The following is a 25,325-nucleotide window of genomic DNA, read 5'->3' on the forward strand; positions in this document are numbered from 1 at the left end:
ATGCAGCTCGCCGGAGCGGTCATCGGGGGGGACTTCCGGGTGGAGCGGGAGCTCGCCCGCGGGGGCATGGGAGGGGTGTGGCTGGCGGAGCAGATCAGCACCGGCCAGAAGCGCGCACTGAAGATCATGCACCCGACGCTGATCGCGCAGGCGCGCATGCGCGAGCGCTTCGAGCAAGAGGCCCGGGTCGGCGCGCGCATCCCCAGCGAGCACGTCGTCGAGGTGATCGCCGCCGGGGTGGACTCGGCCCTCGGCATTCCGTGGCTCGCCATGGAGCTCCTGCACGGCGAAGACCTGGGTCAGCTCTGCGCGCGCCGGGGCACGCTCGGGGCGCAGGAGATCGTGCCGATCTTTCGCCAGCTGTGCCACGCGCTCGCGGCGGCACACTCCGTGGGCATCGTGCACCGCGACGTGAAGCCCGAGAACATCTTCCTCGCCGAGGTTCACAGCGCAGAGACGACCCGCCAGCTGAAGGTCCTCGACTTCGGCATTGCCAAGCTGGCGGCCGAGGCCAAGGAGAGCGGGACCGGGCAGGTCGGAACGCCGCTCTGGATGGCGCCGGAGCAGAGCGATCCTCGCGCCCAGATCACTCCTGCCGCCGACGTCTGGGCGCTGGGGCTCATCGCGTTCCGGTTGCTCACCGGACGGCACTACTGGCACGCGGCGAACGAGCCGGGCGCCGCGCTGAGCGCGCTGTTCCGCGAGACGCTGATGGACGTGTTGGTCCCGGCGTCGGAGCGAGCGCGGGAATACGGTGTCGAGCACCTGCTCCCGCCGGGCTTCGACGCTTGGTTCGCCCGTACCGTGGCGCGGGAGCCGGGCCAGCGCTTTCCCGAAGCGCACGCTGCGTTCGTTGCCTTCGAAGCGATGCTGAACGGAACGCTGCCGAGCCTGCCGGTGCCGACTCCGGCCCTCGCCAGCGGGTCGATGCCGGGGATCTCCGCGTCCCACCCGGTGAGCGCCTCGGCGCTGCCGCCGCGGCGTGCCTCGAAGGCCCCGCTCTTGATCTTGCTCGGGGCCGGATTGCTCTTGGTGGGCGGGGTTGCCATCGTCGCCGTCGGGGCGGGCGCGTGGCTCTACACCAGCGAGAGCCCCAGCGAGAGCTCCGCGGCCCAGGCGGGCGCAGCGACTCCCGCCGACCCGGCGCCGACGGGGGCGACCGCGAGCCCTGCGGAGCCCACTCTGGGGACCTCGTCGGCGTCGAACGCGAAGTCGCCGCGCTCGACGACCGCGACGAAGACGACCCCTGTCGTTGGCGACAAGGTCCCCGCGGCCGAGCCCTCGCCAACCCCGACCGAGGCTCCGGCCCCCGCGCCCACCCCCGCGCCGAGCGCCGCATCGAGCGGCGAGCTCAAGCCCATCGACGTCGCCGCCGTGCAGAAGAAGGTCAGCTCGGCGGCCGCCGCCGCGGCAGTCGCGTGCGCCCCGAACAAGACGCCCGGCGCGGCCAGCGAGACCTACACCGGCTCGTGTGGCTTTCGCCCCGACGGTTCGGGCACCGGCAGCATGTCCGGCTCGGGTGGAGCGCAGGCCTGCGTACAAGGCAAGATGCTCTCGATCCGCATCGGGAAATACGCCCACCCGCAAGAGTGGCACGTCGAAACGTTCCCCTGGACCGTCACGGTCAAGTGACCCCGGCGTGGGGTCGCGCGTGATAGAACCGGCGCATGCTCGGGCCGAGGTGGACGCTCCTGGTTCTGGTGTCGCTGACCGCGGGGTGCTCGGATGGCGAGGAGGTAGAGAAGAGCGGCGAGAGCATCTTCGTCGCTCCCGCTTCTCTCGACGAGCTCGCCGAAGAGACCTTCTTCGATCACCCTTGGCCCAGCGATCTGCGCAAGGAGAGCGACGGCACGGTCCGCTTCACGGGCTACCCGAACCCGCGCAAGAAGCCCATTCTGAAGGGCTACATCGAGTCGATGAAGGGCGTGCTCACGGGCTTCTCGCCGGCCGCGCCGGGGTTTCTGCGCTTCACGACGCCGCTCGCCCCGAGCTCGCTGCCCACGCCTCGAGCGTCGCTCGGCGACGACGCGGTCGTGCAGCTGATCGACGTCGACCCGGACTCGCCCGAGCGCGGAGCGCGCCAGCGCGTCGCGAGCTTCTTCCGCGCCGAGGAGGGCGCTTACTGGCAGCCGAACACCCTGGCCTTCATGCCGGCGTTGGGCTTCCCGTTGCGCCCGGGCACGCGCTACGCGCTGGTGGTCACCGAACGCGTGCGGGCGGCCGACGGCGGTCGCATCGAGCCCTCGCCGGACCTCCGAGCCGTGCTCGGCCATGACGACGCGAGCGGCCCGGCAGCGCTCGCCAAGTCGGCGCTGTCGGGCGCCCTCTCCGAGCTCGAGCAGGCCGGCGTCGCGAAGAGCTCGATCGTCCACTTGGCGGTGTTCACCACCGACGATCCGGTGGCCGAGACGGCGAAGATCCGCGACTTCGTCGTGGCGAGCTACCCGGAGCCGAAGATCCTGGATGGCACGCTGAAGAAGGCGGAGGAAGCCGGCTTCTACGACACCTACGAAGGACGCTACGGGCCCACGCCGAACTTTCAGCAGGGCAAGATCCCGTATGCCAAGTACGGCGACGGCGGCGCCCTCGCGTTCGACGCGGCGGGCGAGCCCGCGGTGCAGGACGACTTCGACCTGCGGTTCGCCCTCACCGTGCCCAAGGCAGCGGCCTGCCCGATGCCGGCGAGCGGCTACCCCATCGTGCTCTACGCTCACGGCACTGGCGGCAACTACCGGAGCTTCATCGGTCCCAAGGACGAAGGCACCGCGCTCGCGAAGCGCTGCATCGCGACCATGGGCATCGACCAGATCTTCCACGGCGACCGTCCCGGCGCCTCCGCCGGCACGCCGGAGCTCTTGTTTTTCAACGTCGAGAATCCGGTGGCCGCGCGCGCCAACGGCCCACAGTCCGCCATCGACGTGGTGCAGCAGGCGCGCCTGTTCACCAAGAGCAAGATCACCATTCCGGCGTCGATCAGCGGCGGCTCGGAGATCCGCTTCGACCCCGACAAGGTCGCGTTCATGGGCCACTCGCAGGGCGGGCTGAACGGTCCGCTGTTCCTGGCGGTGGACGACCAGACGCGCGGCGGCATGTTGAGCGGCTCCGGCAGCATGATCAGCATCGCGCTGCTCGAGAAGACCAAGCCCGTGGACGTCGCGGGTCTGGTCAAGACCGTGTTCCTCGGTCTGCTCGGCGACGAGACCGACGAGCTCAACCTGTTCCATCCGGCGATGTCGCTGGCGCAGAGCATCGTGGACCCCACCGACCCCATCCACTACGTGCCGATGCTCGTGCGGCGCCCGCGCGCGGGTTTTCTGCCGAAGCCGATGATGATGACCGAGGGCGTGAACGCCGATGGGTCCGGGGACAGCTACTCCCCGCCGCACGGCATCGAGGTGCAGGCCGTGGCCCTGGGCCTGCCGCCGCAGACGCCGGTCATCCACGAGATTGCAGAGCTGGCCTGGGCCGATCTCGAGCCGGTGACCATTCCGCCCCAGGGGCTGAGCGGAAACCTGGCTGGCGGAGCCGCCAGCGGCGTGCTCGCGCAGTGGACGGCCGACGACGCGAGCGACGGGCACTTCGTCATCTACGACATCCCCGCGGCCATGAACCAGGCGGCTGGCTTCCTCGAGAACCTGATGGCGGACCGAAAGGGCCTGGTCCCGGCACCCTGACGCCGCTTGACTTTGCGCCGGTCGTTTGGGATATTCGGCCGGCGGGCCGGACAAGGCCCCCTGGAGGGTGGCGAGATGAAGCTGGGGCTGGTGTTTTCTGGGGTTCTTCTTGGGTTGGTTGCGGTCGTTGCCTGCGGTGGCGACGACGGCGGCGGGTCCGGGAGCGGTGGCAGCAGCAGCGGCGGCGCCAGCTCCGGCGGCGGCGCTGGAGCGTCGGGCGCTGCGGGTAGCTCGAGCGGCGGAGCATCGAGCGGCGGAGCGTCGAGCGGCGGAGCGTCGAGCGGCGGGGCAGCGGGAACGTCGAGCGGTGGGGCGTCGAGCGGCGGCGCGGCGGGCGCGGGCAGCGATCTCGCCGAGTGCAAGGCCAAGGCGGCGACCAACCCCGATCCGGCTTGCGCCAACTGCGCCTGCGACAGCTGCCTCACCGAGCTCAAGGCGTGCGAGGCCGACGCGACCTGCGTGGGGCTCCGGAACTGCGCCCAGAAGAACAACTGCTGCGACGAGATCTGCGTGCTCTTGAAGTGCGGCACGGAGCTTCAGGCAGCGGGCGGCGTGAACGGTCCGGGCACGACCAAGGCCAGCGCCGTGAAGGACTGTACCGTCAAGAACACCTGCAACTGCTGCAAGTAGGCGGGTCGCTCGACCCGCGTGAGCCCGCGCGAGACGGATATCGTCGCGAGACTGCCCGGGCGAGGCTGTGTGTGTCCATGTAGGTCGAGCGCGCGAGCGATCGGCCGGCCGATCTGCACTTTCGATCGCGAGCGGGATCGACAAGAGAGGTTTTTTTTGATCTAAGGCAAGCCCGAGTAAGAACGAAGACTCGGACCCAGTGCAGGCGCATCAACTCGATCAGGCGGCGGGGGCCGTACCGGCGGCGTACGGAGAGAAATTCGGAGTCAAGCTTCGGCTGTCGTCGGAGCGCTTGTTGGTCGAAGGCGCCGACGGGCGCTGGCGGGAGAGGGAGCACGCGGTGCTCTGCCTCTGCTTCGACTACGGCGGCGTCGAGGTGCGGCCCCAGCACGACGACGCCTGGGAGCAGGCCGAGAGCGCCGAGCCGGAGATCGAGCGCGATCTGCGCGCCGAGCGCGCCGTGCAAGCGCGCATCGAGCGCTACGGTGCCGTGGAGATCGACCACCTGGAGAGCGTCGTCGCTCCCCACGGCGTGCGCGCCGACTACCTGATCAACGTCGACGACAACGTGCACGCCATCTGCTCCTTCTCCGGGCTCGCCGTCGAGGAGCTCCGGGCGCTGGGCTGGCAGGTCGAGATCGCCCCCGATTTTCAGTTCCAGGTGGTGGGAAGCGCGGAGCGCTGGGTCGCGCGGCTGGGTGACGTCCGCGAGAAGGCGGAGTGGTTCCAGCTGGAGCTCGGGCTCGAAGTGGACGGCGAGGTCATCGACCTGGTCCCCGCGCTGATCAAGCTGCTGGAGGAGGCGCCGAAGGGCGCGCGCCTGTCGTCGCTGTCGCGTCAGGTCGCGCGCTGCCGCGCGCTGCCCGTGGCCAAGGGGCGCTTCGTGGCCATTCCCTGGGAACGCCTCGAGCCCATCCTGGCGGTCCTGGCGGAGCTCTACGACGGTCAGGGGCGCAAGCTGCGCCTGCACGAGACCAACCTGGCCGCGGTGGGAAGGCTGACCGAAGCTCTGGAGGGCCAAGGGCGAGTCCTCAGCTGGACCGGTCGCTCCGACGCGGTGGAGCGCGGCCAGAAGCTCGGGCGCACGCCGGCCGGTGCGGCCCGGCCTGCGGTGCTCCACGCCGAGCTCCGGCCCTACCAGGCGGACGGGCTGACCTGGCTCTGCCATCTGCGCGATCACGGCGTGGGTGGCGTCTTGGCCGACGACATGGGCCTCGGCAAGACGCTCCAGACCATCGCGCTACTCGCCATCGAGAAGGAGCAGCGGCGTATGGACCTGCCGGCGCTGGTGGTCGTCCCGACCAGCCTGATCGAGGGCTGGCGCCGGCAGATCCGGCAGTTCGCGCCGCACCTCCGGGTGCTGGTGCTCCACGGCGGCAAGCGCCACGCGGCGTTCGGGAAGCTCTCCGGCAGCGACGTGGTCCTCACCACCTACTCGGTGCTGACCCGCGACTTGTCGCGCTTCCGTGAGCACGAGTACCACTACGTGATCCTGGACGAGGCCCAGGCCATCAAGAACGCGCGCAGCCAGGCCAGTCAGTCGGCGCGCACGCTGCGCGCGCGGCACCGCTTGGCACTGACCGGCACGCCGGTGGAGAACAACCTGGACGAGCTCTGGAGCCTGTTCGAGTTCGTGATGCCCGGCCTGCTCGGAAGCGCGCAGCGCTTTCGCAGCGGCTTCCGCTACCCCATCGAACGCGAGGGCAACGAGACCCGCCTGCACGCCTTGCGCTCGCGCGTCTCGCCCTTCGTGCTGCGCCGGCTGAAGGAGACGGTGGCTCGGGACCTGCCGCCGAAGACCGAGCTGGTGCGCCACGTGAGCTTCGAGGAGGACCAGCGCGATCTCTACGAGAGCATCCGCGTCGCTGCTCACGCCGAGGTGCGGTCGGCGATCCGCCGGCAGGGCTTCGAGGCGTCGAGCCTGATGATCCTGGACGCGCTGACCAAGCTCCGCCAGGTGTGCTGCGATCCTCGTCTGGTCCAGGTGGACGCCGCCCGGGACGTGAAGACCAGCGCCAAGGCCGCGGCCTTCTACTCGCTCCTGGCGGGAGAGCTCGGGCGCGGGCGCCGGGTGCTCGTCTTCTCGCAGTTCGCCCGCATGCTCGCGCTCCTGTCCCAAGGTCTCACCGAGCGCGGCATCCGCCACGTCACCCTCACCGGCGCCTCCCAGGAGCGACACAAGCTCGTGGACTCGTTCCAGAGCGGCGAGGCGGACGTGTTCCTGATCAGCTTGAAGGCCGGCGGCACGGGGCTGACCCTGACGCGGGCCGACACCGTCATCCACTACGACCCTTGGTGGAACGCCGCGGCGCAGATGCAGGCCACGGACCGCGCACACCGCATCGGACAGACCCAACCGGTGTTCGTGCACAACCTGGTCGTCGCAGGCAGCGTCGAGGAGCGCATGCTCGAGCTCCAACAGCGGAAGCGCAATCTGGCCGACACGCTGCTCGGCAGCGAGGTCGGCACGCTGCGCCTTCTGCCCGACGACGTGGAGAGCCTGCTCGCGCCGATGGGCGAAGACGGTTGAACTAGAGGGTGTCCCTAATTCGCGCTCCGCTGGCGGCAGCAAGCGCCACGCGACGCTTCCGTTCGGTCGAAGCGGCCGGCGCCGGCCCACCCCGTCGGGTATCGCGAAGCGCGTCCGGCCGGTCTTCGCACTCACGCCTCACTTTCGGATCGAGATCTGATCATGACCAGACTGTTCAAGTGATTCCGGGGCTCGGCTGGCCGCCGAGCGGCGCGAATCGAGCCGCTCAGTCGCACACCGAACTAGGGACACCCCCTAGACCGCTCAGCCGAAGGCGGCCTTCACCTCGGGCTTCATCAGCACGATCATCGCCCAGATGCCGAAGGGCATCATCGCCATGCAGCACAGGTAGGTGGTGCAGGGCAGGATGGCGAGCACCGCGCTGGTCACCGCGAAGGCGTAGTTCTTCATGGCTTTCATGCGCAGGGCGCCGACGAAGCACACGATCGACGCGACCGCCCAGAACGCGTACATCGCCGCGCCGATCCCCATCCCCAGCGCCGCGCCCGGATCTCCGCTACCACCTTGCAGGAAGGTGATGCCGCCGGCGAACAGCACCATCACGGTGGCGAAGACGTAGAACAGCGCGCACAGGCCCGAGACGATCATCAGGCCGATGGCCGGGCCATTGACCTGGCCCTGGGCCAGCGCGCGGGCGTCTTGGACGGCGACACCGGGCAGCGGAGGCAGGAAGCCACCGGGCGGACCCGGGGGAGGTGTGAAGCCGGGGGGAGGCGCGTGCATCGGGGAAGCTTATAGTCCGCCCTTCGGGACGCCGGAGCGTCCTCTGGGTTGGGCCGGCGCACTCCCCCCCGCCGGGCGGGATGGTCACGCCCGGCGTTTCCCGATGCAGGCGCCGCCTCAGCCGATGGTGAGGCACTTGTTGTTGCTGCAGACCTGTCCGCTCGGGCAGGTGCCGCAGCTGAGCGAGCCGCCGCAGCCGTCGGGGTAGAAGCCGCACTGCGCCCCGGCCTTGAGGCAGGTCGTCGGCACGCAGGTGCCGCCGGGGCAAGCCTCGCACTGCAAGACGCCGCCGCAGCCGTCGCCCTGCGGGCCGCAGCGACCGCCGCAGTCGAGCGGCGTGCAGGTCACGCCGCCGTCGCAAGGACCGCAGTCGATGGTCCCGCCGCAGCCGTCGCCCGACAGCCCGCAGCTCACGCCCATGTCGGCGCAGGTCTTCTTCTGGCAGCCGCTGCCGCCGCACTTGCCGAACACGCCGCCGCCGCCGCAGCTCGCCGGGGCGGTGCAGGTGCCGCAGCTCAGCGTGCCGCCGCAGCCGTCGGCCCAGAGCCCGCAGTTGTAGCCCAGCGCCGTGCAGTTCGTGGGCGTGCAGCTGCCCGCTCCGCACACGCCGGGAGTGCCGGCGCCGCCGCAGGTCTGCGGCGAGGTGCAGGTGCCGCAGTTCAGCGTGTTGCCGCAGCCGTCCGACCAGAGGCCGCAGTTCTTGCCCAGCGCCGCACAGGTCGTGGGCGTGCAGCTCGAGGTCGCGCACTTGCCGCCGGTGCCGCAAACCTGGCCGGACGGACAAGTCCCGCAGCTGGCGATCACGCCGCCGCAGCCGTTGGGCGCCGGCCCGCACTGGATGCCCTGGTCGGCGCAGGTGAGCTGGCTGCAGGTGGGGGGCGGCTGCTTCTCGTCGCAGACAGCCGACGACAGGTCGAAGAACATGTACTCCAGCGCGAGCTCCTGCGGGCTCATCGTGGTGGACTTGCACTCACTCGGGAACGCCGTGCCCTTGTCACCCGACGACACGTGAATGTCGCTGAAGATGAAGCGCCCACACTGGTTGGCCGTCGAGGCCCCGACCGGAGTGTTGAAGGTGATGTACTCCGTCGCGTAGGGCACCTGCGTGAGGGTGGGATAGAGCTTGGTGTTCTGGACGTAGATCCACTCCGTCACCCGCGACTGGTCGAAGCTCTTCACGCTGTTCTTGGCGTCGTTGATGGTCAGATCGCCGAAGGTCGTCGAGGCGCCCACCGTCTGGAGCCAGGTCGCGAGGGCGTTTCCTTTGGGGAAGCTGGTGATGATCTTGCCCTGGACGACGAGCCCGTTCTGCTGGTTGAGGAGGCCGGGTGAGGGGTAGATCCAGCTGGCCAGCGAGCTCCAGGCGCCCGTGCCCGTGCCGTTGGTGTTCGCGCTGACCCAGTAGTGGTGATAGTGCGAGGCGAACACGCGGCCGCCCACGTTCAAGTAGTCGTACATCGCCTTGAGCGCGCTGGCAGGCTTGGTCACCGTGTAGGTGTCGCCCTCGCAGGCCAGGAGCGTGACGTCGTAGGCCTGCAGCGCCGAGAGGCTGCCCCAGAGCGTCATCGAGCTCGGGAAGTTTGCGCCGCCGTAGGCCGCGTCGTACTTGCCCGCGGACTGGTTGGGCCCGGTGGCGGGTTGGCCACGGAAGAGGTTCACGCGGCCCGTGCCGCCGGGGTTGGTGAACTCCGTGTCCGAGATGCCGATCTTGCGGAGCAGGCACTCGAGCGAGTCGAAGCCGCCGGTGGTCAGCGCGATCTTGGGGATGTCGCCCTCGCTCTTGTTGCGGGGCAGTCGGGTGAGCGCCGCGGCGACCGCGGTGTTCGTGCACTGCGTCGTCGTGACCTTGATCTGACGCCGCCACTTGCCGATCTGGATCACCACCGGGATGTCCGCGCCGACCGGCATGTTGTCGAGCTTGAACTTGCCGGTGGCGTCCGTGAGCGTCGTCACCAGCGGCAGGCCCGACAGGGCGGAGCCGCACTTGTCGCAGGTGGCGCCGGCCGTGAAGGCCGCGGGAGTGCCGTTCGGGACGTAGACGTAGACGTTGGGCAGGGGACGCAGCCCGGCCGGATCGTAGACCGTGCCACTGATGCTGGTGGTGCCGCTCGGGCAGCTCACCTGCTTGCACTGGAGATTGATGCAGGTCGAGCCGGAGCCGCACTTGTTGGGCCCGCCGCCGCCGCAGAACTGCCCCGACGGGCAGCCGCCGCAGTTGGCGGTCAAACCGCCGCAGCCGTCGGACTGCTGGCCGCAGGTCCCGGAGGGGAAGCTCGCGCAGGTGAGCGCAGTGCAGGCGGAGGCGCCGGCGCAGACGTTGGGCGTGCCGCCGCAACCGCAGCACTGGCCGGAGGGGCAGGTGCCGCAGCTCGCGGTCAGGCCGCCGCAGCCGTCGCTGACGGGCCCGCAGTTCGCGCCGTAGTCCGCGCAGGTCTTCTTCACGCAGGCCGGAGGTGCTCCGCCGCACACGCTGGGGCTGCCGCCGCAGCCGCAGCAGTTGGGCGAGGCGCAGCTGCCGCACTGGACGATGCCTCCGCAGCCGTCGCTGACGGGCCCGCAGTTCGCGCCCCAGTCGGCGCACGTCTTCTTCACGCACGGCGGCACGCTGCTGCCGCACACGTTGGGCTTGCCGCCGCCGCCGCAGATGTCGCCGGCCTTGGTGCAGGTTCCGCACTGCGTGAGGCCGCCGCAGCCATCCGCCACCGGCCCGCAGTCGTAGCCCATCTGCGCGCAGGTCTTGGCCGTGCAGGCCGTCCCGCCGCAGACGTTCGGTACGCCGCCGCCGCCGCAGGTCTGCGGCGCCGTGCAGGTCCCGCAGTCCATCAACCCACCGCAGCCGTCACCCTGCTGGCCGCAGAAGGCGTTGAGCTCCGCGCAGGTCTTCTTGGTGCAGGGGTCGCTGCCGCACTTGCTGGGACCGCCGCCGCCGCAATATTCGGGGGCCAAACAGCCGCCACAGTCGATGATCGCGCCGCAGCCGTCCGCCTGCTGGCCGCAGTCCACGCCGAGGTCGGCGCAGGTCTTCGGGATGCAGGTCGAAGCGTCGAAGTTGAAGCCGGAGTCGCCCGCCGTGCCGTCGGGGCCGGCGTCGCCGGCGGCGCCGCCCGTGCCGTCCTCACCCGCGTCTTCACTCCCGGCGCATGCCGCTGCTCCGAAGCCCAGGCACACCAACAGCAACACCAATCCACGCAGGAAACCGCGCATGAGACCGCATTCCTTCCGGGCGATGACCCGCCGCCCGAGCCTCAGTCCCTAGCTCACGGTGTCTCAGTCTGCAACACAGCCAGGGGTTCTCCCCCGACTCCGGCAGGCGTAGGGTCCGCCAGCTCTTCGGAGGTGAATCGATGTCGTTCAGGAATTCCGTAGTTTGCTCGACGCTGCTCCTCACCGCCCTGGCCTGCGACAACGCGCCCAGCGTCTCTGCGCCGGCGACGGCCGAGGCACCGAAGACCCTGGAGGCGCCAAAGCTCGCGCCGACAGCCAGCGCATCCGCCGCCCCCGCCGAGAGCGCCGCGCCGGAGCGCAAGCCGCGGCGCGACCGCGCAGGGCTCGCGGGGGCGATGTACGCGGCCGCCGCCGAGCTCGATCTGCCCGCGGACAAGAAGGCCGCCCTCGACAAGCTCTACGACGGTCTCGGCGGCGGAGGTCCCGCGGCTCCGGAGGCACGCAAGGCCCTGAACGCCGCGATGACCGAGGGCGTGAAGGCGGGCAAGGTGGAGCTGGCCAAGCTCGAGCCCTCTCTCTCCGAGCTGGACAAGGCGGCGGCCGCGCGCAAGGACGCCGAGGTCAAGGCCCTGGACGCCCTCCACAAGGAGCTCGACGCCGCCCAGCGCAAGGCGCTGGTCGAGGGCGTGAAGAAGCGTCAAGCGGAGCGCGAGGCTCGCTTCAAGGACCGCGGCAAGCCGGAGCCGGACAAGGCGAAGGACGAGGAGCGCGCCAAGCGCCGGCTCGAGCGCCTCTCGGGAGAGCTCGGCCTGGACGCGGACCAACAGAAGAGGGTCGAACCGATCCTCGCCAAGCACGACATGGGCCGCGAGGGCGGGAAGGCGGACGGGGCGCGCGAAGAGATGCAGAAGCGCATGGACGCGCTCTTGACGGCGTTCGAGAAGGACACCTTCAGCGCGGCCAAGCTCGACTTCGGCGCCGATGCCAAGCGCCACCGCGAGATGGCGAAGAAGCAAGCGGAGTACCTGAACGCGTTGCTCGGCGTGATCAAGCCGGAGCAACGCGACAAGCTCGCGGCGACGCTGGCGGACCGGCCCAGAGGTCCGCGCGGTCGCGGTCTGCGAGGACCACGCCCGGATCGCCCGATGGGCGGTCCGCCTCCGGCCGTCGACGACCCCGCCGACGAGCTCGAGGACGACTGAGCGCTACTCGTCGCCCGGCCCTTCGTCCACGTGCGCCTCGCTCGACAGCACCTTCCAGGTGGTCGGCTCGGCGTTCTGACCGATGTCGGCGTGCCAGTGGTTGCGGTGCGCCGAGTTGTAGTTCGGCGTGAGGATGGTGCCGAACACGTGCTTGGCCGACAGCTCGCAGGCCAGCGTGTAGAGCTCTTTGCTGATGCCCGTCTGCGCCGCGAGTCCCTGGGTGCAGGTCTGAGACGCCGTAGCCCACTCGACCCAGTGGGCGGGGTTGTTGATGTCGTAGACCTGCCCCGAGTCCTTGTAGAGGTAGCGGATGTCCACGGCGCGCCCCCAGGAGTGGTTCGAGTAGCCGTTCCAGGGCGCCACGGAGCAGTCCGGCTCCGGGTCGTTCGGCCCGCGACAGAAGTTCTCCTCGGACCAGTAGCAGCAGCAGCGGTAGCAATACGAGCCCAGCGTGCCGATCTTGTGGATGCCGTGCGCCTTCAGCACCTCGGCCATCTCCCACAGGTGGAGCACGAAGTTGCACGCCATCGGATCGGTCGCGACCTGATCGGTGTTGGTCTTCGCGATCAGCACTCCGTTGAGCGGCCCCGTCAGCTTGACCGCGTCCACAACCCCCTTGGCCGTGGTGGTGGTGTAGCCGACGCCGCGCTGGTCGAGCTCCTGCATGCAGGTGAGGTTGCTGCTGCCGCCGCTGCCGCCTGCGCCGCCACCGGCGCCGCCGCCGCCTGCGGTGCCGCCGCTCGCGCCCGAGCCCGCTGCCCCGGCGCTGCCACCGCTCGAACCGGCAGCTCCGCCGCTGCCGCCGGGGCCTCCGTCGCTGCCGGCCGCTCCTCCAGAGCCGCTCGTGCCGCCGCCCGAGGCGTCGTCGCCGCAGCCGGCGAGGAGGAGCGCCGAGAAGCCCAGGGTCGCTGCGATGAGGCGCATTCCAGCGGAATACACGCGCTCTCGGCGCCCCGTCAACGCTCGGTCAGAGTCAGCCGGACTGCGCCCGCCTGGACCCACAGAAAACCGCCAAGACGCCGCGCCAAGTTCGCCAAGTCGGAGACTCCTCGGCTCTCGAGTCTCTGGATCTAATTCAGATCTCTTCCTGGCGAACTTGGCGTTCTCCTGGCGTCGTGGCGGCTCTCTCCCGATCTGCGGTGAGACTGAGCTCGCGCCAGGACTGACTAGAACCCGCTCGACTTCGGCGCCGGCTCGTTGCTCTTCGCGTAGCCCTTCGCCAGCACGTAGGCCTCGAACGCCGCCGAGTCCTGACGCAGCACTTCGAGGAGAGCGCTCACGGCGTCGATGGCCGCGGCTGCCGCGGGCCCCTTCAAGTTCGCGGTGCGTCCCTTGGCGTCGTAGAGCTGCGCGGTGACGAAGTGGAAGATGTCTTGCTTCGCAGCCCAGGGCAGCTCGCTCGGCGGGATGACGCCGGCGAACGCCGCCTCGACCGCGGCCACGTGGCTCGGGCGCTTCTCGCGCAGGTACCCGGTCGCGAGCTGCTTCAGCGCCGCCATGTCGGCGTACTCCTGCATGTCGTTGCCGTGGTTGAGCACGTCCGCGTAGGACGGATCGCCGGGGCGGAGCTGCTTGCCGACCACGACCTGACCGGCGACGGGCTTGCCCGCCGCGTCGGTCGCGCCCGGGCGGGCGAGGGCGCGGACCACCAGCCCGTAGAACTGCACGTTGGTCATGTTGTAGCCCCAGCTGAGCGTCGGCCAACCGAAGGCGACGCCGCGGTAGTCCTCGATGGCCATGACCGCGAACCAGTCGGTGAGCGCCGAGCGCCCCACGCCCGAGAGCTGCCCCGCCCGCGCGGCGTCGGACTTCGCGAGCATCTCCATCATGCTGCGCGTGTAGACCGCGTCGTCGCTCGCCGGCATCGCGCCCAGGTCGAGCAGCTGCCGGCCGAAGGTGCTCGCCAGCGGGCCGTGGGTCGGCGTCTTCATCGCCACCAGGCCGATGCGCTCGGCGCGGCTGGGCCGATCGGTGATGAAGTAGATGGTCGAGTCGTTGCCGATCGGGATGCGGATCGAGCGGCCCGCGCCCGTGGAGAAGTACATGGCGAACGTGGACAGCGCGAGCCCGGCCAGGCTCTCGTCCTTGAGGTTGGCCTTCACGGCGTCCACGAACTTCTTCTCCTTGATCAAGCGCCGCGGCGTGGTCTTCACGTTGTCGAGCGCGTAGGCGATGGAGAGGAAGTTGTAGCTGCGCTGGCCCGCAGTATCGCCCTTGATGTACTTCCACTGGAAGGAGCCGCTCTTGTAGAGCTCGCAGCTCTTGAGGAAGCTCGCCACCTTCCAGCCGGTGAAGGTCGTGTAGGACTCGCGGTCCTGCTGCGCCAGCGGAACGAGCTGCTCCACCAAGAACGAGCGATAGGGTCGATCGCCGGGCAGTGAGAGCGTGATCGGAGCCTTCTCGCGGGTGTCGCGGCTGAGCTCCACGGAGTGCCCGTCGACGCTGCCCTCGAGCTGGTCGTCCATCACGCTGTAGCCGTTCGCCAGGACGGACAGCGAGACCGGCGGAGTGGCGGCGCTCAGGGTGTCGGCGCTGCGAACGAGGGAGTGGCTCGTGCCGGCCTGGGTCAGGCGAATGCCCACGGCGGGCCAGGACTCGATCACGCTGGGCTCTTGCGCCTGGACGCCGTCGACGCTCGCGAGCCAGAGGCCGTTCAAGTCGTCGTCGTAGACGGAGAGGTCGGCCTGACCTTGGGCGGCCTGCTCCTCCGGCGCGCCCGGGCCCTCGGTCGCCACGGCGCAGGCGGTGGCCAGCGCGAGCAGCGGGATCATGACGAAGCTCGGTGTTTTCACAGCGCGCTCCTACGCGGCGCGCGGACGTTTCTTCCCGCTCGGGCTGGACGCAAGTGCGCTCCCGCATCGACGGCGGCTTTGCGCGCCTGGCTGCCCCGACCATACTCCGGCGCCGCCATGAGCCATCAGTCGGAGTTCCGTTGCCTGGCAGGGTGTGACGGCGCGTGGCCCGTCACGCAGGCCATCTACCGCTGCCCCAAGTGCCACGGCCTGCTCGAGGTCGTCCACGACTTGGAGGCGCTCCGCGCCCGGAGCGCATCGGAGTGGAAGCAGCTGTTCGACGACCGCTACATGCGCAGCCAATGGCCCTACGGCTCGGGCGTCTGGGGCAAGCGCGAGTGGGTGATGCCCGAGGTGCCCGACGAGCTGATCGTCAGCATGTACGAGGGCGGCAGCAACCTGTTCTGGGCCGAGCGCTACGGCAAGCAGCTCGGCCTGGACGAGCTCTGGGTGAAGCTCTGCGGGAACAGCCACAGCGGCAGCTTCAAGGATCTCGGGATGACCGTGCTGGTGAGCGTCGTGCGCTGGGCCATGCGCGAGGGGCTGAAGGTGAAGGCCGTCGCCTGCGCGTCGACCGGCGACACCAGCGCGGCGCTCGCCGCTTACGGCGCCGCCGCCGGGCTTCCCGTCGTCGTGCTCTTGCCGCGCGGCAAGATCTCGACGGGGCAGCTGGTGCAGCCGCTGGCGCACGGCGCGCTGGTGCTCGGCCTGGACACCGACTTCGACGGCTGCATGGCCATCGTGCAGCAGTTGGCCGAGGAAGGTGTTGTCTACCTCGCCAACAGCATGAACGCGCTGCGCATCGAGGGGCAGAAGACCGTGGCCATCGAGGTCGTTCAGCAGCTCGACTGGGAGGTCCCCGACTGGATCGTGCTGCCGAGCGGTAACCTCGGCAACGCCAGCGCGCTCCACGCCGGCTTCGCCATGATGAAGGAGCTGGGGCTCATCACGCGCTTCCCGCGCCTGGTGATGGCGCAGGCCGAGAACGCCAACCCGCTCTACCGCGCCGTGCGCGCCGGTTTGACCGAGGTGCCGCCCATCAAGGCAGAGGCCACCCAGGCGACGGCGATCCAGATCGGGAACCCGGTGAGCGCGCCGCGAGCCCTACGCGCCCTGGCGGCCATGAACGGCCTGGTCGAGCAGGCGAGCGAGCAGGAGCTGGCGGACGCCGCCGCGCGCGCGGACCGCACCGGGATGTACACCTGCCCGCACACGGCCGTGGCGCTCGCGGTCATCGAGAAGCTCGTCGCCCGCGGCGAGATCGCGCGCGGGGAGCGCGTGGTCTGCGTCTCCACCGCGAACGGGCTCAAGTTCACCGAGTTCAAGGTGCGCTACCACGAGGGCCAGATCCCCGGAGTGGAGAGCTCGCTGGCGAACCCGCCGGTGATGCTGCCGCCGGAGTACGGCAAGGTGATGGACGCGATCGCCGCCCGGTTTGGCTGAGGGCCTAGTCTCGGAGCCAGTGGCAGGTGTAGCCGCCGGGGTTCTTCTCCAGGTAGTCCTGGTGGTAGCCCTCCGCCGGAGTGAACGGGCCTGCCTCGACGATCTCGGTGACCACCGGGGACTTCCACTTGCCGCTCGCGTCCACCCGCGCCTTGACCGCCTCGGCGATCTTGCGCTGCTCCGGCGACGACACGAAGATTGCAGAGCGGTACTGCGTGCCGACGTCGTTGCCCTGGCGGTTCTTCGTGGTCGGGTCGTGCATGCGGAAGAACCACTTCTCGAGCAGCTCCGCGTAGCTGAGCTTGCTCGGGTCGAAGACGATGCGCACCGACTCGGCGTGTCCCGTCGAACCGGTCTTCACGGCCTCGTAGGTGGGGCTCGTCGTGGTGCCTCCGGCGTAGCCGACCTCGGTCTCGAGCACCCCCGGGATCTTGCGCAGGATGTCCTCCATGCCCCAGAAGCACCCGCCGGCGAGCACGGCCGTCTCGCGCGCGGTGGCGGGCGTCTTGCCGCCGGACTCTGCGGGGGCGTTCGTGGCTCCGCGCTCGGGATCGGTGGTTTGCTTGGACATGCAGCCTCCCAGCACGCATAACGCCGCGATCGCGGCGAAGAAAGGGTGCCGACGCATGCCGGGTTCTACGACCCGCACCGGGATCGGGTTTCAGAACACGAAACGGGCCGCTGCGCCGCCGCCGTTCGGCGTGGCGTAGGGGGCGACGTTGAAGCGAGCCTTCTTGGGCAGGCTCTTCTTGGACGTCTTTTCCTTCTCGGGGGCGGAGTCGCCGCTGGTCAGGAGCACGATGCCGGTGACGCCCAGCGTGATGGCGACGCCGAAGGCCATGTCGGCGATCAAAGCGTTGCGCTCCACGCTGTCTGCGTTGTCGGTGGTCGGCTCGTCGTCGAAGTCGCTCTTCGCGCCTAGCGCCTTGACGCCGAAGAAAGCACCGACACCAGTGGCCACGCCGGCGATGCCGAGGGTGATGTAGGCGGGGAGCTTGCTCTTCGCTTGTGCCGGGGCCGCCGGCTCGCCTTGCTCGGTGGGCTCCGCCGGGGCCGGTGTCTCCGCGGGCACCGGGGCCGGCGCCGCCTCGAGGTCGCTGGCCTTCAGCTCGATGTTCTGATCGACGCGCTTGCCGGCGGTCACGTCCACCTTCAGCTCCTGCTTCTCGTAGCCAGGGTTGGTGATGGTGATGGTGTGCGAGCCCGGAGGCAGCTTGATCACCATCGGCGTCTCGCCAGGCTGCGCGGTGCCATCGACGCTGACGGAGGCGCCGGGGGGCGTGGTCGCGATGTTCACCTCGCCGGTCTGCTTGCCCTTGAGCTCCGCGAGCCGATCCTTCACCTGCCCGATCTTCTCGTCGCCGAGCTTGCTCACGTCCGCATGGGCGAGCAGCTTCTCGAAGGCCGCCGCGGCGTCCTCACTCTTGCCGTCTTTGTCCAAGGCCATCGCCATCCAGTACTCCGCGTGGGGCGAGGGCAGGGTCTCGTTGGCCTTCTTGAAGCCCGCGTACGCCTCGGCGTATTTGCCCGCCGCGTAGTCCTTCTCGGCGGCCTGGTAGGCCTTGCGCGCAGCGTCCCGCTTCTTGGCGTCGGCGGCCGCCGCAGGCGCCTTGCCCTGGGCCATGGCCAACGGCAGGGCGCTGGTGCTGGCGAGCGTGCCCGCCACGACCAGGGCGAGAGTCTTCGAAAACGAAGCGGAAATCGTGCGTGCCATGTTCGGTGCCTCCGGCGCGGGGGTCGGACCGCCGCGACCCGCTGAGGCTAGACCCGGTAGATTTCGAGGACAAGCCCGCTTTATCGGACTCGGAAAAGGGCAGTTGTCGCGATAGTGATAGGGTCGGCCGCACGGGGGTCTCTGGCGTTCATGACCACACCTTCGGACAACGGATCATCGGAAGGCGCTCGGGGCAAGGCGCGCACCACGCTTCGGCCGCCGGAGTGGACGGAGGCGCGCGAGGCGCCTCGCTCGGCCGCCTCGCTCACCTTCGAGATCCAGCTCGCCGATCCCCCCGTGTCGCGCCGCACCGGACCCCGCGCTGAGCTCGCGCACCTGGCCGCCCGGGTACGCTCCTGCTCTGCCGCCGGGGATCTCGAAGGCGAACGCGTCAGTGCGACCCAGCTGGCGCGCGCGCTCGTCACTCGCGGCACCGAGCTCGACAGCGCGACCAAGCTCGCAAGGCGCGCGCTCTTGCTCGGACACGACGCGGCGCTTCGAGAAGAGCTGGCGGGATGGTTCGCAGCCCTCGGCGAGCCGGCGCTCGCCGCAGCCACGCTGCGGCCGCTGGTCGCGGATCTGTCGGGCGCCGCGGCGGCGCGCATCCTGACGCGCATCGGCGTATCGCTGGGTCGCGCAGGAGACGCTGCCGGCGCCGCGGATGCGTTGTTCGACGCGGCGCGCGAAGACCCCGCGGACGCCGTGGCGCCGGAGCTCCAGGCAGGGATCGGCGCCTGGGCGGAGGATGCCGTCTCGTCCGAACGAGCCGCGGAAGGTTACCTGGAGGGTTTCCGCCGGCGCGAGGCCAGTGGGGATCGCGCCGCCGCGTTCGAGGACCTTCTGCGCGCCTTCGAAATGGCGCCGGGTGAGCCCCTGCCGGCCGAACGGCTCGCGGGCGCGCTCGCAGTTCGAGGCCGCGTGGGGGCGGCGGACGAGGTGCTGCGCGAGCACGCGCGGGCCAGCGGCGACCGTGGCCGCAGCGTTCACCTGCGCCGCGTGCGCGAGGCCTTGGCGGCCGACGACCTGCCGCGGGCGCTCGGAGCGTCATTCGACGCTCGCCTGGAGGGAGAGCTCGATGCCGCGGAGGCCGGCTCCAAGGGGCGTCCGAGCTTCGACGAGCTGCTCGGGCGGGTCGGGCTGGTCGAGCTCGCCGCTGCCCGCCAGGAGCTCGCGCTGCTCTCGCTGCCGGAGAGCGAGCGGGCGGCGGGTCGCGCGGCGCTCGCCCGGCTCTACGCGGGCCCGCTCGGGTCTCCCGAACGGGCGATCGAGGCCTGGGTCGAGGTGCTGGCCCTCGACCCGACCTCCAGCGAGGCGCGTGACGCGCTGATCGGCGAGCACGGCGCGACCGGAGACGCCTCCCCGCTGATCAGCGCGCTGCTCCGCGTGGCCAAGCAGGGAAGGCCCGAGCGCCGGCCTGCTCTGCGCGATCTGGCCCAGCTCGGCGCCAACCGCCTCGGTCTGCCGGGCCTCGCCTCGTGGGCGGGCAAGGCCGCGCTCGAGCTCGGGCCGGACGCCGAGCTCGCCGAGCTCGTCGCGCGAGTAGAGCCCGCCGCCCGCGAAGAGGAGGCTCGGATCGCGGAGCTCTACCGCGAGCTCGAGTCGGGAGGCGAGCGCGCGCCGTTGCTCGGGGAGCTGGCGGGGCTCCTGCGCTCGCGTCCCGACCGGGTCGAGCAGTACCTCGACACGCTGGCCTCCCTGCTCGAGCTCCCCGGCGAGCACCGTCCCTGGCAGCGCTCGCGGGAGCGCGTGCTGGTGCGCGAGGGCCGCGAGGACGAGCTCACGGTCGCGCTGGAGAGCGCGCTCGCCCGCGGTCCGGGCGCCGATCACGAACGCCTCGCGCTGTCGCTCGCGGTTCGCCGCTTCGCGCGTGGCGACGAGGCGGGAGCGCTGCGCGCGCTGGAGCCACTGGTCGCGGCATCCGCCAGCCACCCTGCGGCGTGCGCCATGGCCGTCGTGCTCGCCTGTCGCCGTCGGGAAGAGCGCACCTGGGCGCACGCGCTGATGCGCCTGTCCGCCCCGGCCTCCTCCGCCGAGCGCGCGGTCTTGCTCGCCGCGGCGGCTGAGGCGCTGCTCGCTGCCGGCGACGTGGAGGAAGCTCGCGCCGCCGCCGAGCAGGCGACCCGCGCGGATCCTTCACAGGCCCGGCCCGTCGGCGTCCTGGCGACGGTCGCGCTCTCGCGGGCCCCGGACCGCTCGGTGGCGGACGCGCTCGAGCGTGCCATGGGGTTCATCGTGCCGCGCGCGGCGCTGTGCGAAGCGCTCGCGGTCGCCCACGAGGCCCTCGGGGATCCGGGGCTCTCGCTCTTGTGGACGCAGCGCTGGCTCGCGCTCAGGCCCGGGGATGCGCGTGCGGTCCGCACTCTGCTCGGGCGCGTGACCGAGTCGGGGGATGGGCAGCGCATCGCGGATGCGCTGTCGTGGCTGTTGTCGCAACCTCAGCCCCTGGCGGACCTCGCCTCCGCGCTGTCCGCGGCGCTCTTGCGGCTGGCCGAGGTCGATCGTGCTCGTGGTTCGGCCATGGCGCGCCGCGCGCTGGACGTGCTCGGCCCGCGCTCGGAGGAGCTCAGGCAGACGGTGTTGGCGGTGGCGGACGCCGGCGGCGAGCCAGGACTGGCCCTCGCTCTGCTCGAGCGCACGCTGGCGGTCAGCGTCGAACGGGACGAGCGCATCGAGCTGCTGTTCGAGATCGCCGCGCGCCGCAAGGCAGGGGGCGACTCCGACGGCGTGGCGCGCGCGCTGGCGCGCGCCAAGGGCGAAGGGGCGCCGGCCGAGCGCGTGCTGTCGGCGCTCGGCGACGCTCCGCCAGCCCGCAGCTCCGACGGGGAGCTGGCGCTGCTCGGCGCACGGGCGGAGGCGTTGGCGGAGCTCTCCGAGGCGGACGCGGAGACCCGCGGCCGCGCCTTCCGCGAGCTCGGCGCCGCACGCTGGGACCTGGCGGGTGACGCCGAAGGGGCCGTCGCGGCCTGGCGCCGTGCCGCCGAGCTCGATCCCATCCACGGAGTCTCGCGACTGGCCCGAGATCTGGTGTCGTTCGCCGGCTACGCCGAGGCGTTGAAGCACCTCGAGGCCTTCGCCCAGGCCCAGGGCCACCCCGAGGACGCAGCTCGCCTGCTCGGGGTCGCGGCAAACGTCGCCCTGGGCGCCGGCGAGACTCGCGAGGCGCTGCGCCTTGCCGCCGCCGCGCTGGACCTCGACGCCACGCACGCGGACGTGCTCGCGGTCGCCGAACGAGCGGCGGGCCCCGACGATCTCGACACGCTCGAGGCGCTCTACCAGAAGCTGTCTGGAGCTGCGCTCGGGACCTACGGCGAGCGCGCCGTGCACTATCGCGCGGCGCGCCAGTTCGAGCGGCGCGGAGAGCCTTCGCGCGCCCTCGATCACGCCATCCGCGCGTTCCGCGCCGTGCCAGCAGAAGGCATCACGTTCGTGCTGATGGGACGTCTGGCGGAGCGCGCGGGGCGCGGCGCGGAGGTCGTCCGCACCCTGACCGAGGTCGCGGATTCCGGCGCGCCGAGCGAGCGGGCATCCTGGCTCAAGCGCGCAGCGGCGTTTGGCGGCTCGGACGAGGACAGCACGCGCCTGCGCGTGGACGTGCTGTTGCGTGCGCTCTCCGTTCGCCCCGAGCCCACCCTCCTGATCGCGCTCGGAGCCGCCATCTCCGAGCTGTCGCGGGTGTCGCCCGAGTACCGCGAGATCGGCGTGATGCGCTTCGAGCACGCGCTCGAGTCCCTGCTCCCGCGACTGGAAGGTCCGGATGGCGCTCGCACCGCCATCGCCGCTGCCAGCGTCGCCCTCGATCTCGGGCTGTCGCGCCTCGCGCTCGCCGCGCTCGACCGCGCGGTGAGCTCGGACGCGGCCGTCGAGTGGTATGCGGAGCTCGGCGAGCGCGGCGCGGAGCTCGTGCGCGAGCCGGAGCTCGCACGCGCCTTCGTCGAGCGGGTACGAAAGGAGAGCGCCGAGAAGTACGGCAACGTCGGGCGGCAGCTGCTCGAGCTCGGAGCTCAGATCGCCCGGGCGCTGGACGATGGCGCGAGCGCCGGGGCGCTGATGGTCGCGGCGGCGGAGCGGGATCCCGACGACCTGGAGCTGGCACGTCGCGCCGCCCTCGCAGCCCAGCTCACCGGCGACGCCACGCTGCTCGGCCGCATCGCCAGCGCCGTGCCCACCTCGGAGCGCATCGACACGATGATGGAGGCGGCGGCTCGAGCGGAGCGCGACGGGGACCCGCTCCTGGCCATCGAGGCGTTCGAGCGGGTCGAGCACGATCCTGCAGTGAGCGTGGATGACCGGCGGCGCGCGCGCCTCCGGCTGCGTGAGCTCTACGTCCAGGTCGGCAACAACGACAAGCTCGAGCGCTTGCTCGAGTCCGAGCTCGGTCTCGGCGAGCTCAACGGCGCCGCCCTCGCGCGGGCTGGCCGCGACCTCGCGGCGCTGCTCGCCACCCGCGGCAAGCCGCAGCGGGCGCTGGAGGTCCTGGAGGTGGCGCTCCGCAGCGTGCCGCGCGACCACGGCCTGCTGGAGGACATGGCGACGCTGGCCGGTCAAGCTCGCGACGGCAAGCGTCGAGCGGGCGCCCTGGGCAGCTTGGTCGATCTGGTGGGAGATCGGGCGAAGGTCCGCTTCTTGCGCGAGCTCGCGCCGCTGCTCGAGGAGCTGGGCGACGAAGCCGGCGCCACCTCACGCTACCTGGAGCTGTCGGCGCTCGAGCCGAACGACCTTGACGCGCTCGGCGCCCTCGAACGCGCCGCCGAGAAGCGCGGAGACTACGAGCGCGCCGTGGCGCTCCTGGCTCGGCGCGCGACGCTGGCCTCCCGTGTGGATGACGTGCGACGCCTGCGCTTGCGCCGCGCGACTTTGCTCGAAGAGCGGCTCGGTCGGGCCGACGAGGCGCGCAGCGAGCTCGAAGCGGTCCTGGCGGCCACCGGCGATCACCTGTCGGTGCTGCGCGTGCTGGCAGATCTGCACGAGCGGCTCGGCGCGCCTCTGCGAGCAGCACCGCTCTGGATGCGGGCGAGCGCCGTGACCACCGATCGCGTGGAAGCAGCCGACTTGGCTCGGCGCGCGTGCGAGGCCTTCCTGGCCGGTGCCGACGTCGAGGCCGCGCGGCGCGTGCTCGAGGGCATGGAGGCCTGGGCGCAATCCGGCGACCTGCTGGAGCTCGCCGTGAAGGTGGAGCGCCAGAGCGGCGACGCTCGCGCGCTCGGGCAGGCGCTGGAGGAGCTGGCCGGGTCGGTGGCGCGCAACAGCGAGCGCCACGTCGCGCTCTTGGTGGAGGCCGCGCGAGCCTACGATCTGGCCGGGCAGCCCCAGGATGCGCTGGCCATCGCGGAGCGCGCGGCCCAGGTCGCGCCCGCTGCGGCCGAGCCCCAGATCCTGGCGCGCTGGCTCGAGTACCGAGTGCGCGGGCCGACCTCTCGGGAGCACGCGCGCCTGGTAGTGGCGGCGCTGCGCGGCATCGACGAGGCGCTAACGCCCGAGGAGGCGGAGCTCCGGGGCTTCCTGATCGCCGAGGCGCTGGACAGCGCCGTGGGCACGGGAGCCGGGATGCGTGAGCTGATGAAGCTCTCGGCCGACCTCGGCAACGTGCCGCTGGTCGCGCTGGGCATCGCGGAACGCCTGAGCGAGGGCGGCGAGCACGCGCAGTCGCTGCCGCTCTTCGATCTGGCGCTCGCAGGCGACCTGCGAGGCGTGCGCAATCGCGGGCGCGTCGCCATCATGGCCGCGGATGCCGCGCGCGAGACCGGCGACACCGCGCGGGCGTTGGGGTTCGTGGGCATCGCGGCGCTCGAGCCGGCGACCCGCGACGCTGCGCTCGCGCTCGGCGCGCAGCTGCGCTCCGAGGAGCTGGCCCGGGAGCTGGCGCGGGAGCGCAGCGGGGCGCGCAAGGACGCGGCTGTCGTGCGCCGCACCGACACGGAGCCCGGGCTGCCCCGGGCCGAGCCGGTGGTCGAAGACGGGCCGGCTTCGCTGCCGGGTCCGCGCGACTCGGAGCCGCCGCTCACACGCCACTCGGAGAAGTCTCCGCCGCCGAAGCCGTCGGCGCGGCCGAGCACGACCTATCATTCGACCGCGCCGCCGGAAGTCGTGCGCGCCAAAGGCAGCGTCCCGCCCGACGCGCCACCGAAGAAGAGCGCGCCGCCGCCGCTGCCCATCGAAGAGCCGCCGGTCATTCGGGACAAGGCTGCGGAGTCGCGGCTCGAGGGCAAGCTGGACATGCCGCCGTCGCTCCGGCGCGTGTCCGGCACCTTCCCGGCGGCGAGCGCCATGGAGGGCGAGCTCCTCGACCAGCTCGTCAAGGGCTCGCTGGACGCGGGCTTCGAGCTGGTCCGCCAGCTCGAGAATCGCCGCAGTCGCTCCCACGATCTCGTGGCCGTTTGCCGCCGCATGGTCGGCCTCAGGCCCGGTGACCGCGAGCTCATGCGTCAGCTCTACGTGGCGGCGCTGGCGGACAAGAACCACGTCTACGCCCGCGCCGTCGAGCACGCGCTGTCGCTGTTCGACCCGAGCGTCGAGGCCGCCCCGCCGCCCAGCCTGGCGGAGCAACCCGAGGACCCGACGCGCCTGCGCTCGCTCCTGTTCCGCGAGCTCACGAGCCCCGTGCTCGAAGCGCTGGCGCTGGTCTGGGAAGGGGCGAGCCACGTGTTCCGGCGCGACCCGTCCACCTACGGCGTGGCGGGAGCCGCCCGAGTTCCGCTGACCTCGCCCAGCCCCATCGGGCGCACCTACGCCTCCGCTGCTCGAGTGCTCGGCCTCACGCGGACCCCGCTGTTCCAGCGCCGTACCGCGGGGCCGATCACCCTCGGCGTCGCGCTGCTCACTCCGCCGGCCGTGATCGCCGGCGGAGACGTGACGCGCGAGACTCCCGAGCTCAGCTACCACCTCGGCGCCATGCTGATCGCCACGCTCCCGGAGCACGTGCTCTTGTTCGGCAGCAGCGAGGAGCAAGCGCGCTCGATCTTGAAGAGCATGCTCCTGGCGTTCGGCCCACCCACGGAGCACAAGTCCGAGCTCGCGAGCGCCGCCAGTCTGGCGGAGGTGCTGTGGGAGCGCATTCCGGCGCGCTCGCAGCGCCGCTTGCGCGAGCTCTGCCACGAGCCGCAGGGCATCGACTACGAGACCGGCATGGAGAGCGCCCGCCGGGCCGCCCGGCGCGCCGGGCTCTTCGTGTCCGGGGACCTGGGGGTGGCGCTGCGCCAGGCCTGCCGGCAGGAGGGGATCCCGCCCGAGGCGGTGCAGTCTCCGGCCAATCTGACCCAGGCGGTGGCGGCCAACGCCGGGCTGGCCGATCTGGTGCGCCTGGCCACGGGCTCCGAGTACGCGGCAGCCCGCTGGCAGTCCCCGCGGGGGACGCGGCCCGTCGGGGGCGGCTGAGCTAGAGTACCGGCAGGCCATGGCCCGGCTCCCCCCTGCCACGACTCGGCTGTCACACCC

Annotated in this window: 13 protein-coding genes; 7 read left to right on the forward strand and 6 right to left on the reverse strand. The window is 71.3% G+C overall.

Annotated features, from left to right (window positions below; genetic code table 11):
• From HS104_04705 to HS104_04720, 4 genes are all read left to right on the forward strand, one after another.
• A complete protein-coding gene (locus HS104_04705; protein MBE7479279.1) occupies positions 1-1,632 on the forward strand; it encodes a serine/threonine protein kinase in 1,632 nt (543 codons plus the stop codon).
• Positions 1,633-1,667: 35 nt separating this feature from the next.
• Positions 1,668-3,674: a hypothetical protein gene (locus tag HS104_04710; protein MBE7479280.1), complete on the forward strand. Its 2,007-nt coding sequence runs from the start codon at positions 1,668-1,670 to the stop codon at positions 3,672-3,674.
• A 75-nt stretch (positions 3,675-3,749) separates the two neighbouring features.
• A complete protein-coding gene (locus tag HS104_04715) occupies positions 3,750-4,304 on the forward strand; it encodes a hypothetical protein (GenBank protein MBE7479281.1) in 555 nt (184 codons plus the stop codon).
• Positions 4,305-4,503: 199 nt separating this feature from the next.
• Positions 4,504-6,834 (forward strand): DEAD/DEAH box helicase, encoded by a 2,331-nt coding sequence (locus HS104_04720; protein ID MBE7479282.1) that lies wholly within the window; start codon positions 4,504-4,506, stop codon positions 6,832-6,834.
• A 264-nt stretch (positions 6,835-7,098) separates the two neighbouring features.
• Here the strand turns inward: HS104_04720 and HS104_04725 are convergent, their stop codons facing one another.
• Together HS104_04725 and HS104_04730 are read right to left on the reverse strand one after the other, a co-directional pair.
• A complete protein-coding gene (locus tag HS104_04725) occupies positions 7,099-7,578 on the reverse strand; it encodes a hypothetical protein (GenBank protein ID MBE7479283.1) in 480 nt (159 codons plus the stop codon).
• 117 nt (positions 7,579-7,695) lie between these two features.
• Positions 7,696-10,782 (reverse strand): hypothetical protein, encoded by a 3,087-nt coding sequence (locus HS104_04730; GenBank protein MBE7479284.1) that lies wholly within the window; start codon positions 10,780-10,782, stop codon positions 7,696-7,698.
• Positions 10,783-10,922: 140 nt separating this feature from the next.
• On the opposite strand from HS104_04730, the gene HS104_04735 reads away from it, so the two are divergent.
• On the forward strand, positions 10,923-11,945 hold the full coding sequence (locus HS104_04735; protein MBE7479285.1) for a hypothetical protein: 1,023 nt from the start codon (positions 10,923-10,925) through the stop codon (positions 11,943-11,945).
• A 3-nt stretch (positions 11,946-11,948) separates the two neighbouring features.
• On the opposite strand, the gene HS104_04740 is transcribed toward HS104_04735, so the two are convergent.
• A complete protein-coding gene (locus tag HS104_04740; protein ID MBE7479286.1) occupies positions 11,949-12,869 on the reverse strand; it encodes an extensin family protein in 921 nt (306 codons plus the stop codon).
• Positions 12,870-13,111: 242 nt separating this feature from the next.
• Entirely contained in the window at positions 13,112-14,737 is a 1,626-nt protein-coding gene (locus HS104_04745; GenBank protein MBE7479287.1) for a hypothetical protein, read from the reverse strand.
• A 117-nt stretch (positions 14,738-14,854) separates the two neighbouring features.
• Between HS104_04745 and thrC the strand changes: the two genes are divergently transcribed.
• A complete protein-coding gene (thrC, locus tag HS104_04750; protein ID MBE7479288.1) occupies positions 14,855-16,180 on the forward strand; it encodes a threonine synthase in 1,326 nt (441 codons plus the stop codon).
• Between the two features lie 4 nt (positions 16,181-16,184).
• Here the strand turns inward: thrC and msrA are convergent, their stop codons facing one another.
• Together msrA and HS104_04760 are read right to left on the reverse strand one after the other, a co-directional pair.
• Positions 16,185-16,751, reverse strand: coding sequence for a peptide-methionine (S)-S-oxide reductase MsrA (gene msrA, locus HS104_04755; GenBank protein MBE7479289.1), 567 nt, complete (start codon positions 16,749-16,751; stop codon positions 16,185-16,187).
• A 90-nt stretch (positions 16,752-16,841) separates the two neighbouring features.
• Positions 16,842-17,894 carry a PEGA domain-containing protein gene (locus HS104_04760; protein ID MBE7479290.1) on the reverse strand — a complete coding sequence of 351 codons (1,053 nt, stop codon included), beginning with the start codon at positions 17,892-17,894 and terminating at the stop codon, positions 16,842-16,844.
• Positions 17,895-18,044: 150 nt separating this feature from the next.
• Between HS104_04760 and HS104_04765 the strand changes: the two genes are divergently transcribed.
• On the forward strand, positions 18,045-25,265 hold the full coding sequence (locus HS104_04765; GenBank protein MBE7479291.1) for a tetratricopeptide repeat protein: 7,221 nt from the start codon (positions 18,045-18,047) through the stop codon (positions 25,263-25,265).
• The last annotated feature ends 60 nt before the right edge of the window (positions 25,266-25,325 follow it).

The organism is Polyangiaceae bacterium (assembly GCA_015075635.1).
GTDB lineage: Bacteria > Myxococcota_A > Polyangia > Polyangiales > Polyangiaceae > JADJKB01.